Source organism: Geobacillus sp. E263, from assembly GCF_007197795.1.
Taxonomy (GTDB): Bacteria; Bacillota; Bacilli; order Bacillales; family Anoxybacillaceae; genus Parageobacillus_B; species Parageobacillus_B toebii.
In genome coordinates, this window is record NZ_CP041632.1 from 766,939 (window position 1) to 782,103 (window position 15,165).

A 15,165-nucleotide genomic window follows, 5' to 3' on the forward strand; every position below is an offset into this window, starting at 1 on the left:
AACAAAATATATTTGGAGGTTGTTATGGTGGCGCAAGGTGAAAAAATTACTGTAACAAATGGTGTGTTAAATGTACCAAACAATCCAATTATTCCATTTATTGAAGGGGATGGGACAGGTCCAGACATTTGGGCTGCCGCATCTCGTGTGTTGGAAGCAGCAGTAGAAAAGGCGTATAAAGGGGAAAAGAAAATCGTTTGGAAAGAAGTTCTCGCAGGGGAAAAAGCGTACAAACAAACCGGCGAGTGGCTTCCACAAGAAACCATTGATGTTATTCGGGAATACATAATCGCGATCAAAGGTCCGCTGACGACTCCAGTCGGCGGGGGCATTCGTTCATTGAACGTAGCGCTTCGCCAAGAGTTGGATTTATTCGTTTGCTTGCGTCCGGTCCGCTATTTTAAAGGTGTTCCTTCTCCGGTAAAACGTCCAGAAGATACAGATATGGTCATTTTCCGTGAAAACACGGAAGATATTTATGCTGGAATTGAGTATGCCAAAGGGACACCAGAAGTGAAAAAAGTGATTGATTTCTTGCAAAATGAAATGGGCGTTCGCAAAATCCGCTTCCCAGAAACTTCTGGTATCGGCATTAAGCCAATTTCCGAACAAGGAACGAAACGGTTAGTGCGCGCTGCAATCAACTATGCGATTGAACACGGACGAAAATCGGTTACGCTTGTTCATAAAGGAAATATTATGAAATTTACGGAAGGCGCGTTTAAAAATTGGGGCTATGAATTAGCAGAAGAAGAATTCAGCGACAAAGTATTTACGTGGGCGCAATATGACCGCATTGTCGAAACAGAAGGAAAAGAAGCAGCGAACAAGGCGCTGGCGGAAGCAGAAGAAGCCGGAAAAATTATTATCAAAGACGTCATTGCCGATATTTTCTTACAACAAATTTTAACGCGTCCGCGCGAATTTGATGTGGTTGCAACGATGAACTTAAACGGCGACTATATTTCTGACGCGTTAGCAGCACAAGTTGGCGGCATTGGTATCGCTCCGGGAGCAAACATTAACTACGAAACAGGGCATGCCATTTTTGAAGCTACTCACGGAACGGCTCCGAAATATGCAGGATTGGATAAAGTGAACCCATCATCGGTCATTTTATCTGGTGTGATGATGTTTGAGCATCTCGGCTGGAACGAAGCGGCAAAACTCATTGTCAAAGCAATGGAAAAAACGATTGCTGCAAAAATCGTTACATACGATTTTGCTCGTCTCATGGAGGGCGCTACGGAAGTAAAATGTTCAGAATTCGCTGACGCACTCATCCGGAATATGGAATAAAACTGGGAGAGGATGGAAAAAATGACAATGAAACGCAAAAAAATCTCAGTGATCGGTGCGGGATTTACCGGAGCAACCACCGCATTTATTTTGGCGCAAAAAGAACTAGGAGACGTCGTTCTTGTCGATATTCCACAATTAGAAAATCCGACAAAAGGAAAAGCGTTGGACATGTTGGAATCAAGTCCAGTGCTAGGTTTTGATGCAAATATTATCGGCACTTCCGATTATGCGGATACTGCCGATTCCGATATTGTTGTTATTACAGCAGGGATCGCACGCAAACCGGGCATGAGCCGCGACGATCTTGTTACAACAAACCAAAAAATTATGAAACAAGTAACAAAAGAAGTCGTCAAATATTCGCCGAATTGCTATATTATCGTATTGACGAACCCTGTTGATGCGATGACATATACGGTATTTAAAGAATCTGGATTTCCGAAAAACCGGGTAATCGGTCAATCTGGCGTATTAGACACAGCTCGTTTTCGCACGTTTGTTGCACAAGAGTTGAATATTTCTGTGAAAGACGTTACTGGTTTTGTATTAGGAGGACATGGTGATGACATGGTGCCGCTCGTTCGTTACTCCTATGCTGGCGGCATTCCGCTCGAAAAATTAATTCCGAAAGACCGCCTAGACGCGATTGTGGAACGCACTCGCAAAGGCGGCGGTGAAATCGTGAACTTATTGGGCAATGGAAGTGCTTATTACGCTCCTGCTGCATCGCTTGCAGAAATGGTGGAAGCGATTATTAAAGATCAACGCCGCATTCTTCCAGCAATCGCTTATCTTGAAGGCGAATACGGTTACGAAGGCATTTACTTGGGTGTGCCGACGATTTTAGGCGGAAACGGCATTGAAAAAGTCATCGAACTAGAGCTTACTGAAGAAGAAAAAGCGGCGCTTGCCAAATCCGTCGAATCTGTCAAAAACGTGATGAGAGTATTAGAATAATGGCAAAGGCAAAAATTCGGGAATCCCCCGAATTTTTGCCACATATTTATTGAAAGCGCTTTCTAAACAAAGGGGTGTTTTAAGTGCTGAGAAAACGAAAACTAGGGAGAAATATATCAGAAATCACGGTCGGGGAAAAATTAGTAATTAACGCCAAAATGGAAGATAAAGATTTATTGCTTTATCTTGGATTAACAGATGATGCGAATCCGTTATACATTCAACACGATTACGCTTCACAGACACCGTTTAAAAAGCCGATTGTTCCAGCGGTGATGCTGACAGGTATGATCACATCGGCTATTTCGAAATATTTGCCGGGACCGGGAAGCCATATTACAAAGCAGGAAATTCATTTTCTGAAGCCGGTTTACCATTATGAACAATTGCAATTTTTGTTTGAAGTGACGGAAATAGATGAAGAATGCCATCATATTGCGATTGCTGTCGAAGCGATACGTCAAGAATCAGAAAAAGTGTTAGAAGGTACTTTATCCGTCTGTCCGCCGTATGCACTGCCAACATTGGATAGCTGGGCATTAGAAAATTTTTAAATGAAAAAACCGCCTTATTTGAGGCGGTTTTTTGCATGTTTATGGTATGATAAAAACGAATAATATTATTGATGTGGTGGGGGCGTATATGTGTAAAAAAGTATTAGTCGTTGATGATGAGCAATCGATTGTCACACTTTTAACATACAATTTGGAACAAGCGGGTTTTACGGTTTTGACCGCAAATGACGGCGAGGAAGCAATAGAAAAGGTAGCTTTCGAACAGCCAGCATTTATTATTCTTGATTTGATGCTGCCAAAGCTCGATGGGGTGGAAGTATGTAAACAATTGCGCCAGCAAAAAGTGATGACACCGATTTTAATGTTAACAGCGAAAGATGATGAATTTGATAAAGTGCTTGGGCTTGAACTCGGCGCTGATGATTATATGACAAAGCCGTTTAGTCCGCGTGAAGTAGTAGCGAGAGTAAAAGCGATTTTGCGGCGCACGCAGCTTTCTAATGGAGAAATGGAAACAAAAGAAATAGTCATCGGAGATTTAAAGATTCTTCCTGACAGCTATGAGGCATATTTTCGTGGGGAGCGGCTTGAGCTGACTCCAAAAGAATTTGAACTGCTTGTTTATTTAGCAAAACATAAAGGTCGAGTATTAACGAGGGATCAACTGCTAAGTTCGGTATGGAACTATGATTTTGCTGGGGATACTCGTATTGTCGATGTTCACATCAGCCATTTGCGTGAAAAAATTGAACAAGATACAAAAAAACCTATATATATTAAAACAATAAGAGGGCTTGGATATAAACTAGAGGGGCCAAAGCGGAATGACTAGCTTCCGATCGCGTCTATTGTTTGGGCTTGTGACATTAATTGTCACGGTATTGATTTGTCTCGGTATATTGCTTGGGCAGTTGTTTAAAGACTTTTATGTGGAAACTATGAATATACGAATGGAAAAGGAAGCAAAAGCAATTGCCATTTTATTAAAAAATGAATCACTTGATCGAATTCGCCAAGATTTACAAGAGATGAGCGAAGCGTTATCGTCACGTATTACCATATTAGATAACCATGAAAAAACGTTGTTTGATACAGGACATGTTGCTCATATTAGCGATGAAGACCATGAACAGATCATTCGCAATATTTTGCGGAGAAACCAATTAAATCAATTTTCCGTTATTGAAAAAACAGATGATGTCTATTACTATATCGTTCCTTTTACAAAAAACGGGAAAAACGCGGGATATGTCATTTTAAGCTCCCCGACCAATTCGTTAAAAAAAGTGACTCAGCAAATTTGGGGGGTATTAATTAGCAGTTTAGGTACAGCACTTATTGTCATTATTTTGTTAGGGCTAAAAATAGCTGATCAATATATGAAACCGATCGAAGCAGCAACAAAAGTGGCATTTGAATTGGCAAAAGGGAATTATAAAGCGAGAGTTCCGCATGTAAAAAATAATGAAACAGGAATGCTCGTCCATTCTATTAACCGGCTTGCCCGCAATTTGCAAGAGATAAGCAAGGCGCGGGAAATGGAAACAGACCGTTTGCATACACTGATTGAAAACGTCGGAATTGGGCTCATTTTGATCGATAGCCGGGGATATATCAATTTAATTAACCGCGCCTTTAAAGAGAGTTTCCATATTCATCCGGTTGATTATTTATACCGGCCGTATACAGAAGCGTTTGCCCATAAAGAGATTGTTCAACTTGTAAATGAAATTTTTATGAAAGAAACAAAAATTCGCAAACAGCTGTTGCTGACGATCGGGATTGATCGAAAGCATTTTGAAGTATACGGTGCCCCAATTATTGGAACGAATGATGAATGGAAAGGGATTGTTCTTGTTTTCCATGATATTACTGAACTGAAAAAACTAGAACAAATGCGCAAAGATTTTGTTGCGAACGTATCCCATGAATTAAAAACACCGATTACGTCGATTAAAGGGTTTGCAGAGACATTGCTTGATGGCGCGATGAAAGATGAACAAACGCTGGAGTATTTTTTGTCGATTATTTGGAAAGAAAGCGAACGATTGCAAACGTTAGTGCAAGATTTGCTCGATTTGTCGAAAATAGAGCAGCAAGGATTTCGACTTCATTTGGGAACGGTGGATCTTGCGGATCTTTTGCGTGAAATTGCCGTCATGTTTCAACAAAAGGCCGAAGAAAAAGGGATTGATTTTTATTTGCATGCGCCAAAATCGGTATATATGGAAGGAGATGCGAACCGCATTAAGCAAATATTTATTAATTTAATTACAAATGCTTTAACGTATACACCGAAAGGCGGAAAAGTGGAATTAATGATAGAGGAAAAAGAAAAAGAAATTCTCGTTCACGTAAAAGATACAGGGATCGGCATTGATGAACAGGAGATCCCGCGCATTTTTGAGCGGTTTTACCGTGTGGATAAGGCAAGAAGCCGCAATTCCGGCGGGACTGGTTTGGGACTTGCCATTGTAAAACATTTAGTGGAAGCACATCATGGTCATATTACAGTAAAAAGTCGAGTTGGAAAAGGAACGACATTTACGGTGCATTTTCCGAAACAAATGCAAAGCGAGTGATGTGTTCCGGTTATTGAATAAAGAAGCGAGGACGAAAAAACGTTCTCGTTTTTTTTTCTTTATATAACAAATCGTGTTACAATAAGAACAAGATTGTTGGAGGAGGGAATGTGTTGAAAAAGAAACTTGTACTTATTGACGGAAATAGCGTTGCGTACCGCGCTTTTTTTGCGCTGCCGCTTTTACATAACGATAAAGGAATTCATACGAATGCGGTGTATGGATTTACGATGATGTTAATGAAAATTTTAGAAGAGGAAAAGCCGACACATATGCTCGTTGCCTTTGATGCGGGAAAAACGACATTTCGCCACAAAACGTTTGAAGAATATAAAGGAGGACGGCAGCAAACGCCTCCGGAGTTATCAGAACAGTTTCCGCTGTTACGGGATCTGCTTGATGCGTACCGAATTCGTTCGTATGAGCTGGAAAATTATGAAGCGGACGATATTATTGGCACGCTATGTACGAAAGCAGAGAAAGAAGGTTTTGAAGTAAAAGTTATTTCCGGAGACCGGGATTTAACACAGCTTGCATCGGATCATGTAACGGTAGATATTACAAAAAAAGGTATTACCGATGTGGAATCCTATACTCCGGAAACAGTGCAAGAGAAATACGGATTAGCACCAGAGCAAATTATTGATTTAAAAGGTCTGATGGGAGATAAATCGGACAATATTCCAGGGGTGCCGGGAATTGGCGAAAAAACGGCATTAAAGCTGTTAAAAGAGTTTGGCACGATTGAAAACATATTAGACTCGATCGAGCAAGTCAGCGGAAATAAACTGAGAGAGAATTTGGCGAAATACCGCGACATTGCTCTGATGAGCAAACAGCTGGCAACCATTTTACGCGATGCTCCAGTTGATCTTTCGTTAGAGGATATAGAATATAACGGATATGATGTTGACAAAGTGATTGCTCTATTTAAAGAACTTGGTTTTAACTCGCTTCTTGAAAAAATGGCGGCCCCGCAAGGCGAAGAAGAAACGGAGGTTGCGCTATCGGACATCGATTATACGATCGTCGATGAGGTGACAGAATCCATTTTGTCAGATGAGGCGGCCCTCGTTGTCGAGGTATTGGAGTCAAATTATCATAAGGCGCCGATTTTAGGCTTTGCGATCGCCAATGAGCATGGAAACTTCTTTATTCGAACGGATACGGCGTTGTCGTCTTCTTTGTTTACGCAATGGCTTGAGGATGAATCGAAGAAAAAAAGCGTTTTTGACGGCAAGCGGGCCATCGTTTCTTTAAAATGGCAAGGAATACAGTTGCGCGGTGTTCAGTTTGACTTATTAATCGCTTCGTATTTGTTAAATCCATCGCAATCTACAGAAGATGTCGCTTCTATTGCAAAAACGAAGCAATATACAGACGTTCAGTCAGACGAAGCAATATATGGAAAAGGCGCGAAACAAAAAATTCCGGATGAACCAGTTTTAGCGGAACATCTCGTGCGTAAAGCAGCGGCGATACGCGCATTAGAGCAAGATTTTATTTGCGATTTACAGGAAAATGAGCAATATTCTTTATTCACTGATTTGGAATTGCCCCTATCTTCCATTCTTGCGGAGATGGAGTTTACCGGTGTGAAAATTGATGTCAAGCGGTTAAAAAAGATGGGCGAAGAATTGACGGAACAGCTAAAAGAAATAGAACAAGAAATTTACGAATTAGCTGGTCAAGAGTTCAACATCAATTCACCAAAACAGTTAGGTGTCATTTTGTTTGAAAAGCTGCAACTGCCTGTATTGAAAAAAACGAAAACAGGCTATTCCACATCGGCGGAAGTGCTCGAAAAACTTGCGCCACAACATGAAATTGTCGAGAAAATTTTGCATTACCGCCAATTAGGAAAACTGCAATCAACGTATATCGAAGGGTTATTAAAAGTGGTGCATCATGACACGAACAAAGTTCATACGATTTTTAACCAAGCGCTCACCCAGACAGGACGGTTGAGCTCTACGGAACCAAATTTGCAAAACATCCCGATTCGTTTAGAAGAAGGGCGAAAAATCCGACAAGCGTTCGTTCCATCAGAACCGGATTGGGTGATTTTTTCCGCGGATTATTCGCAAATTGAATTGCGTGTGCTTGCCCATATTGCAAATGATGAAAATTTAATTGATGCGTTTCGTCACGATTTAGATATTCATACGAAAACAGCAATGGATATTTTTCATGTGAACGAAGATGAAGTGACGCCAAACATGCGCCGGCAAGCGAAAGCGGTAAACTTTGGCATTGTTTACGGCATCAGCGACTATGGGCTGTCGCAAAACTTAAATATTACTAGGAAGGAAGCAAGTGAATTTATTAAACGATATTTCGAGATTTTTCCAGGGGTAAAGCAATATATGAAAGATATCGTCCAAGAGGCAAAACAAAAAGGTTATGTTACTACGCTTTTGCATCGTCGCCGCTATTTGCCGGACATTACAAGCCGAAACTTCAATTTGCGCAGCTTTGCGGAACGAACGGCGATGAACACACCGATTCAAGGAAGCGCTGCCGATATTATTAAAAAAGCGATGATCGATTTATCAAATCGGTTGAAAAAAGAAAACATGAAAGCACGAATGTTGCTGCAGGTGCATGACGAACTCATTTTGGAAGCGCCTAAAGAAGAAGTAGAACGATTGCAACAAATTGTTCCGGAAGTAATGGAAAATGCGGTGCAATTACGGGTACCGCTTAAAGTGGATTATCATTTTGGACCAACATGGTATGACGCAAAGTAAAGGAAGGGATTACGTATGCCAGAACTGCCGGAAGTCGAAATCATTCGTCGCACTCTTATTCCATTAACCGCCGGTAAAACCATTGCTGATATCCAAGTATTTTGGCCAAAAATCATTAAGTATCCGGCAGATGTTACCGAATTTATTGAAACAATGAAAGGACAAACAATTCGTGATATTCATAGACGGGGGAAATTTTTAAAATTTATTCTTGATGAACATGTGCTTATTTCTCATTTGCGTATGGAAGGACGTTATGCGGTTTGTAAAAAGGAAGATCCTATCGAACCGCATACGCATATTATTTTCCGATTTATAGACGGCACAGAACTTCGCTATCGCGACGTAAGAAAATTTGGAACGATGCATCTTTATCGAAAAGGAGAAGAAGAGGCGCGGCTGCCTTTGTCACAGTTAGGTCCTGAACCGTTTTCGGAAACATTTACTGCCAATTTTCTTGCACAGCGGCTGCGAAAAACGAACCGTACGATCAAAACGGCACTTCTTGACCAAACGGTTGTCGTTGGGCTCGGCAATATTTATGTAGATGAGTCACTATTCCGTGCTGGAATCCATCCTGAACGTATCTCGTCGTCATTAACTGACGAGGAAGTTGCTCGCTTACATCGCGAAATGGTGACAATATTACAAGAAGCGATTGAAAAAGGAGGAAGCACGGTAAGGTCATACGTTAACACAAATGGAGAAGCAGGAACGTTTCAACTGCAGTTATTTGTGTACGGACGAAAAGGAGAGCCGTGCCAACGCTGCGGGCAGCCGATTCAAAAAACGGTTGTTGCCGGTCGGGGGACTCATTATTGTGCATTTTGTCAGCATTAATATAAATGCGACTTGATATGGCTGACGTAGGCAAGTCAATGACTTGCCTACGTCCCGCAAAGCGCACACAAATTTATTATTCTGCACTTTTAGGGAGAGGAAAATATGACACTTACGATCGGATTAACAGGCGGCATCGCGAGCGGAAAAAGCACAGTAACGGAGATGATTCGCGGTCTTGGCATACCCGTTATTGATGCCGATCAAGTTGCTCGCGATGTCGTCAAAGTGGGAGAGGAAGCGTACGAACAAATTATTAAGACGTTTGGACAGGACATTTTGCAGGAAAATGGGGAAATTGACCGAGCGAAATTAGGAGCGATCGTTTTTTATAATGAGCAGGAACGAAAAAAGCTGAACGCCATCGTGCATCCGGCTGTCCGCCGGCGTATGCTTGCCGAAAAAGAAGCGTACGTTCAAAAAGGGGCAAAAACGATCGTTTTAGATATTCCGCTTTTATTTGAAAGCGAACTTACTCACTTGATTGATAAAATCATTGTTGTATATGTTGATAATGATATCCAGCTTGAGCGCTTGATGAAACGGAACGGTTTTTCCGAAGAGGAGGCGCTTGCAAGAATTCGATCGCAAATGCCGCTTCATGAAAAGGTGAAAAAAGCGGATGCGGTCATCAACAATAACGGAACAATTGAAGAAACCAAACAACAACTTTTACAAATTTTAAAAGAATGGAACGCCCTATAAAAAAAGGGCGTTTTTTTTTATTATTTTGATGATTTTTTTCTCCACATATCATAAAAATATGATATACTATTTATGTACAAATCGGTTAATTAGTATAACATATATATGAGAGGAGAACATAAATGAAAGCGAAAGTGGCGATTAATGGGTTCGGACGAATCGGGAGAATGGTATTCCGCAAGGCGATTTATTCCCCGGATCTGGATATCGTAGCGATTAATGCAAGTTACCCATCCGAAACGTTAGCGCATTTAATAAAATATGATTCGAATCATGGGAAATTTGATGGTGAAGTGGTCCCACTAGAAGATGGGCTTCTTGTCAACGGTAAAAAAGTTAAGCTGCTCAGTTCGCGCGATCCGAAAGAGTTGCCGTGGAAAGAGTTGGATATTGACATTGTGATCGAAGCAACAGGAAAATTTAATTCCCGGGAAAAAGCAAGCCTTCACCTAGAGGCAGGAGCCAAACGAGTGATTTTAACAGCACCTGGGAAAAATGAGGATGTAACGATTGTCGTTGGCGTAAACGAACATGTGCTTGACATTGACCAACACTTTATTATTTCCAACGCCTCTTGTACAACAAACTGCCTTGCTCCTGTTGTGAAAGTTCTTGATGAGGCGTTTGGAATTGAAAACGGTTTAATGACGACCGTTCATGCATATACGAACGACCAAAAAAATATTGATAATCCGCATAAAGATTTGCGCCGTGCGCGCTCTTGCGGGCAATCGATCATTCCAACAACGACCGGTGCGGCAAAAGCGTTAGGATTAGTACTGCCTCACTTAAAAGGAAAATTGCACGGAATGGCGCTCCGCGTTCCGACGCCAAACGTATCGTTAGTCGATTTAGTCGTGGATGTGAAAAAAGAGGTAACAGTAGAAGAAGTAAACGAGACGTTTATTCGCGCAGCAAACGGTCCGCTAAAAGGAATTCTTGATTTTACAATGGAACCGCTTGTTTCCATCGACTTCAACACGAATCCACACTCAGCGATTATTGATGGATTGTCCACGATGGTGATGGAAGGGCGCAAAATCAAGGTGTTAGCCTGGTACGATAATGAGTGGGGTTATTCTTGCCGCGTCGTCGATTTAGCGAATATGATAGCAAATAAAATGAAGGAAAAGTTAAGCGTAAACGTATAATAAAAAAGCTGGCCATTGCGGCCAGCTTTTAGCTTTGGTGCGCCCCGAATCAGTCTACAGGAAGGAAAGCACGGAATTCGTTTAACAGTGTCCGCTGTTTTTTCAACACGGTCAATCATATGCCGGTTTACACGGCGATTCATATTTCCCTGCTGGAAAATCATGCGTGATCATAATGACCCTTTGATATCATTATAAAATGTGTTCCGTTCGGAAACAGTAACATGTAGATGGCAAAAAATACTCTCTTAATAACGTAAAAATACAAAAAAGGATATTGAAAAAAATATGTAAACAAAGTATACTATGTCTCGTGAACTTCTTAAAGGCAACGGTAATGTGACTACTTAAAGGGTTAGGACCTCTTAGGACTAACTTTCCCCCGTGGTAGTTATACATGCCATATTGCAAAAGAGTTTCATGCTTTATTTTTTTAGAAAATTTGTTTGAAGGGGGATTAATGGAATGGACACAATGGGTCGTCACGTTATCTCAGAATTATGGGGATGCGATTTTGATAAGCTGAACGACATCGAATTTATTGAGAAAACGTTTGTTGATGCTGCGTTGAAATCTGGAGCAGAAATTCGCGAAGTCGCATTCCACAAGTTTGCGCCACAAGGTGTTAGTGGAGTTGTTATTATTTCTGAATCGCACTTGACTATTCATACGTTTCCAGAACATGGATATGCAAGTATCGATGTTTACACATGTGGACACTTAGATCCGACAATTGCGGCGGATTATATCGCCGATAAACTTGGAGCACAAACGCGCGAAACGATTGAACTTCCGCGTGGCATGCGTCCAATTGAAGTGAAAAAAGCACAAGCATTATAATTAACGAGCGAAATTAAAAGAGGTGCGAAAGACGCGCCTCTTTTTTACTTGTCTAATATACATCTTAGTCAAAAATGATGATATGATAATAGTAATTACGGAGCGTTATAAACAGAAAAATAAGGGGAAGTAATGATGAGTGTTTGGAAAAAGCTGAAATATGCGCTAACCAATCATTGTGAAACGAGAGAAAATCATGAGGACGAACAGTTGCGGAGCCGTTACTATAAGGCGACAAATAATACTGTAATCCAGACGGTAAAAGAATTGTTCACTTCTTCACCTGATTATGAATTATTATCTGTTTCTGAAGAAAGAGGAGAGTTCAGCGCGACAACTCGCCGTGGAAAAAAAGTATTCATTGTGGTTACTGTCATTTCCGTTCGCCCGCTAGAGACAGCGGTCGATTTTTCGGTCACAACGGAAACAACCTTTTTGCCATTTGATTTTGGGCGGAGTCGGCAGGTCATCATTGATTTATATCGAAAATTGGACCAACGCCTTCCATACATTGGGTCGGGAATGAACGCATAGCGAAACAACTTGCCCGCTGTTATTTGTTCCGTTATCATTAAAGATAAGAATAAAAACGGAGTTGGTTATATGAGATGCCCATCATGCCAGCATCACGGCACAAGAGTCCTTGATTCGCGTCCGGTGGATGAAGGACGTTCGATTCGGCGCAGACGGGAATGCGAACAATGCCACTATCGCTTTACAACATTTGAAAAAGTGGAAGAAATGCCGCTGATTGTCGTGAAAAAACAAGGAATGCGCGAAGAATTTAGCCGTGATAAAATTTTGCGCGGTTTAATTAAAGCGTGTGAAAAGCGTCCTGTTGCTTTAGAAGAACTCGAAAAAATTACGCAGGACATTGAAAGGGAGCTTCGCAATCAAGGAGTAGCGGAAGTGAAAAGCGAAACGATCGGCGAAATGGTGATGGAACGTTTATCGAAAGTGGACGAGGTTGCTTACGTCCGTTTTGCTTCCGTGTATCGCCAATTTAAAGATTTAAATGTATTTATTGAAGAACTAAAAGAGCTAATTAAAAAAGAACAACGTTAAAAAGGGCTTTTTGCGCAATAGATAATAAGCCCTTTTTTTCATCGTTAAAACTTAATACGGAAGGTCGAGAATAATGGAACATCATTGGAAAGAATTAATTCCTGTTGACCGTTATACGGTACGGAGCAATGGAGTGTTGCATGATTTTGACCGAAAAGTGCTCACTCTCCTTTATCAACCGCTAATAGGCCATCGGGCATTAAGTCTTTATATGACGTTATGGTGCGAGCAGGAGCTTCTTTCGGAAAAAGAAACGACCCATCATAGTTTAATGGTGCTTATGCAATGCAGTTTGCGAGAAATCTATGAAGAACGTTTAAAATTAGAAGGAATTGGGCTATTAAAGACGTATGTCAATAATGAAGAACCGAAATTGTTTATTTATGAGCTGCAGCCGCCGCTTACACCAGAGCAATTTTTCATGGATGGAATGCTTAACGTTTTCCTCTATAACCGTATCGGCAAACATAAGTTTCAAGAGCTGAAACAGTTCTTTTCCACCCCATCCATTGACCAAACGAAATTTTCTCCTATTACTCGCGCGTTTCATGATGTATTTGCGTCTGTGCATGTAGAACAAATGGTTGCTAATATGAATGAAGAAACGCAAGAAGATTTGCGGCTTGTTGATGGGTATGAGTATATCAGCAGAAAAGAGAATACGTACGAACTTAGCGATGATGTATTTGATTTCGAACTATTTTTTGCCGGTTTATCTAAACATATGGTGCCAAAGCGGGCGATTACGGCAAAGGTAAAAGAAGCGATAAAAAAATTAGCCTTTTTATACGGTGTTGGACCGCTTGACATGCAAAAAATTGTCATGAGTGTGATTGATCCGTCTAACCATATTGATATCGATGCATTGCGGAAAGCCGTTCATGAGTGGTATGAATTTGAACGCGGAGATTCTCCTCCTAACTTAAGTTCGCGAGTGCAGCCGCTTCCGTATCGTACGATGACGAATGTCGAACCAAAAACGAAAGAGGAACTGTTGATAAAGCAGCTTGAAACCATTTCCCCCCGCCAATTGTTAATAGAAATATCTGGCGGAGCCGAACCATCGATGAGCGATTTGCAGCTGATTGAGGACATTATGTTTCAACAAAAATTGCTTCCGGGTGTTGTGAACGTATTAATTTATTATGTGATGTTGCGTACAAATATGAAACTATCCAAAGCATATGTTGAAAAAATTGCCAGTCATTGGGCGCGGAAAAAAGTACGCACCGTCAAAGAGGCAATGGAGCTGGCAAAGCAAGAAGCAAAAACATATCAAAGCTGGGCAAATGAAAAAAGCAAAAGAACAAACAGAAAAGCAGTGCGAAAAGAATTGTTGCCAGAATGGCTTAATATGGATTATAGTCAAAACGATGATCAAGACAAAGAGGAAAATATCAATATCGAAGAAAAACGCCGGGAATTAGAGGAACGATTAAAAAAATACCGCAATGAATAATAGGATGTGGAAATGATGGAACGAATGGATCAACTGTTAAATCGACTGCTTCATAAAAAAGATTTTCAACAGCGCTATGAACAAATGAAACGACAAATTTTGTCACACCCAGAAGTACAAGCATTTTTACGTGAACACGAGCGGGAAATTACAAAAGAGATGATAGACCGCAGTTTAATGAAGCTGTATGAGTTTATGGAGCAAAGCAAAAACTGCGCACAATGCCCTAGTTTAGATCAATGCAAAAACTTTTTAAAAGGATATCATCCTCATCTTGTTATAAAAGGAACTGTCATTGATGTCGAGTATGACCGCTGTCCGGCAAAAATAAAATATGATGAACGAAAACGGCAGGAATCACTGATTCAAAGTTTGTTTGTTCCGCGTGAAATTTTGCAAGCTTCGCTGTCTGACATTGATCTTACCGATGAGGGACGAATGAAGGCGATTGAACTTGCCGATCGTTTTGTTTCGGAGTATGAGCCGGGAAAAAAGATGAAAGGACTTTATTTATACGGATCATTCGGCGTCGGAAAAACGTATATTCTTGGCGCGATCGCCAACGCGCTTGCGCAAAAAAACGTTTCGTCCCTTATCGTGTATGTGCCGGAATTTTTCCGTGAGTTAAAAAGCTCGCTGCAAGACCAAACGATTAATGAAAAACTCGATTATGTCAAAAAGGTGCCGATTTTAATGCTTGATGATATCGGCGCGGAATCAATGTCAAGCTGGGTGCGCGATGACTTATTAGGTCCTATTTTGCAATATCGGATGTTTGAAAACTTGCCGACATTTTTTACGTCGAACTTTGATTTACAGCAATTAGCGCATCATTTGACCTATTCGCAGCGCGGGGAAGAAGAGCAGATGAAAGCTGCGCGCATTATGGAGCGGATCCGTTATTTGGCACATCCAGTAGAAATAAAAGGAAGAAATCGCCGGCTTGAATAGGATATTTCCTTAGTGGAAATATCCTTTTTTATTCTAAACGACCGTTTG

14 protein-coding genes are annotated in these 15,165 nt (G+C 41.0%); all 14 read left to right on the forward strand.

Annotated features, from left to right (window positions below; translation table 11 throughout):
* Positions 1-24 precede the first annotated feature (24 nt).
* The 14 genes from icd to dnaI all read left to right on the forward strand — a co-directional run bounded on the left by icd (position 25) and on the right by dnaI (position 15,117).
* Entirely contained in the window at positions 25-1,299 is a 1,275-nt protein-coding gene (gene icd / locus FNL97_RS03935) for an NADP-dependent isocitrate dehydrogenase (protein ID WP_015864779.1), read from the forward strand.
* Between the two features lie 21 nt (positions 1,300-1,320).
* The gene (mdh, locus tag FNL97_RS03940) at positions 1,321-2,259 is read left to right on the forward strand and encodes a malate dehydrogenase (RefSeq protein ID WP_015864778.1); all 939 of its coding nucleotides are present in this window, start codon (positions 1,321-1,323) and stop codon (positions 2,257-2,259) included.
* 83 nt (positions 2,260-2,342) lie between these two features.
* Positions 2,343-2,813: a MaoC/PaaZ C-terminal domain-containing protein gene (locus FNL97_RS03945; RefSeq protein ID WP_015864777.1), complete on the forward strand. Its 471-nt coding sequence runs from the start codon at positions 2,343-2,345 to the stop codon at positions 2,811-2,813.
* 88 nt (positions 2,814-2,901) lie between these two features.
* Complete coding sequence (locus FNL97_RS03950; RefSeq protein ID WP_015864776.1) at positions 2,902-3,606, forward strand: response regulator transcription factor; 705 nt, start codon at positions 2,902-2,904, stop codon at positions 3,604-3,606.
* Positions 3,599-5,356, forward strand: coding sequence for a two-component system histidine kinase PnpS (gene pnpS, locus FNL97_RS03955; RefSeq protein ID WP_143415083.1), 1,758 nt, complete (start codon positions 3,599-3,601; stop codon positions 5,354-5,356). The genes FNL97_RS03950 and pnpS overlap by 8 nt, the downstream gene beginning before the upstream one ends.
* 113 nt (positions 5,357-5,469) lie before the next feature.
* On the forward strand, positions 5,470-8,106 hold the full coding sequence (gene polA, locus FNL97_RS03960; protein ID WP_143415084.1) for a DNA polymerase I: 2,637 nt from the start codon (positions 5,470-5,472) through the stop codon (positions 8,104-8,106).
* A 15-nt stretch (positions 8,107-8,121) separates the two neighbouring features.
* Entirely contained in the window at positions 8,122-8,946 is an 825-nt protein-coding gene (mutM, locus tag FNL97_RS03965) for a DNA-formamidopyrimidine glycosylase (protein ID WP_062753172.1), read from the forward strand.
* A 105-nt stretch (positions 8,947-9,051) separates the two neighbouring features.
* A complete protein-coding gene (coaE, locus tag FNL97_RS03970) occupies positions 9,052-9,651 on the forward strand; it encodes a dephospho-CoA kinase (protein WP_062753170.1) in 600 nt (199 codons plus the stop codon).
* 122 nt (positions 9,652-9,773) lie between these two features.
* Positions 9,774-10,802: a glyceraldehyde-3-phosphate dehydrogenase gene (locus tag FNL97_RS03975; RefSeq protein WP_015864771.1), complete on the forward strand. Its 1,029-nt coding sequence runs from the start codon at positions 9,774-9,776 to the stop codon at positions 10,800-10,802.
* Between the two features lie 465 nt (positions 10,803-11,267).
* Positions 11,268-11,642, forward strand: coding sequence for an adenosylmethionine decarboxylase (gene speD, locus FNL97_RS03980; RefSeq protein WP_003248680.1), 375 nt, complete (start codon positions 11,268-11,270; stop codon positions 11,640-11,642).
* A 135-nt stretch (positions 11,643-11,777) separates the two neighbouring features.
* A complete protein-coding gene (locus FNL97_RS03985; protein WP_062679221.1) occupies positions 11,778-12,176 on the forward strand; it encodes a hypothetical protein in 399 nt (132 codons plus the stop codon).
* Between the two features lie 69 nt (positions 12,177-12,245).
* The gene (gene nrdR, locus FNL97_RS03990; RefSeq protein ID WP_015864769.1) at positions 12,246-12,707 is read left to right on the forward strand and encodes a transcriptional regulator NrdR; all 462 of its coding nucleotides are present in this window, start codon (positions 12,246-12,248) and stop codon (positions 12,705-12,707) included.
* Positions 12,708-12,780: 73 nt separating this feature from the next.
* Positions 12,781-14,166: a replication initiation and membrane attachment family protein gene (locus tag FNL97_RS03995; protein ID WP_062679220.1), complete on the forward strand. Its 1,386-nt coding sequence runs from the start codon at positions 12,781-12,783 to the stop codon at positions 14,164-14,166.
* A gap of 15 nt (positions 14,167-14,181) precedes the next feature.
* Entirely contained in the window at positions 14,182-15,117 is a 936-nt protein-coding gene (gene dnaI, locus FNL97_RS04000; protein WP_041269723.1) for a primosomal protein DnaI, read from the forward strand.
* The last annotated feature ends 48 nt before the right edge of the window (positions 15,118-15,165 follow it).

Excerpts from the sequence above, each read along its gene's own strand:
- icd (WP_015864779.1), top strand. The coding sequence starts at position 25 with ATGGTGGCGCAAGGTGAAAAAATTACTGTAACAAATGGTGTGTTAAAT.
- mdh (WP_015864778.1), top strand. The coding sequence starts at position 1,321 with ATGACAATGAAACGCAAAAAAATCTCAGTGATCGGTGCGGGATTTACC.
- FNL97_RS03950 (WP_015864776.1), top strand. The coding sequence starts at position 2,902 with ATGTGTAAAAAAGTATTAGTCGTTGATGATGAGCAATCGATTGTCACA.
- pnpS (WP_143415083.1), top strand. The coding sequence starts at position 3,599 with ATGACTAGCTTCCGATCGCGTCTATTGTTTGGGCTTGTGACATTAATT.
- mutM (WP_062753172.1), top strand. The coding sequence starts at position 8,122 with ATGCCAGAACTGCCGGAAGTCGAAATCATTCGTCGCACTCTTATTCCA.
- coaE (WP_062753170.1), top strand. The coding sequence starts at position 9,052 with ATGACACTTACGATCGGATTAACAGGCGGCATCGCGAGCGGAAAAAGC.
- FNL97_RS03975 (WP_015864771.1), top strand. The coding sequence starts at position 9,774 with ATGAAAGCGAAAGTGGCGATTAATGGGTTCGGACGAATCGGGAGAATG.
- speD (WP_003248680.1), top strand. The coding sequence starts at position 11,268 with ATGGACACAATGGGTCGTCACGTTATCTCAGAATTATGGGGATGCGAT.
- FNL97_RS03985 (WP_062679221.1), top strand. The coding sequence starts at position 11,778 with ATGAGTGTTTGGAAAAAGCTGAAATATGCGCTAACCAATCATTGTGAA.
- nrdR (WP_015864769.1), top strand. The coding sequence starts at position 12,246 with ATGAGATGCCCATCATGCCAGCATCACGGCACAAGAGTCCTTGATTCG.
- FNL97_RS03995 (WP_062679220.1), top strand. The coding sequence starts at position 12,781 with ATGGAACATCATTGGAAAGAATTAATTCCTGTTGACCGTTATACGGTA.
- dnaI (WP_041269723.1), top strand. The coding sequence starts at position 14,182 with ATGGAACGAATGGATCAACTGTTAAATCGACTGCTTCATAAAAAAGAT.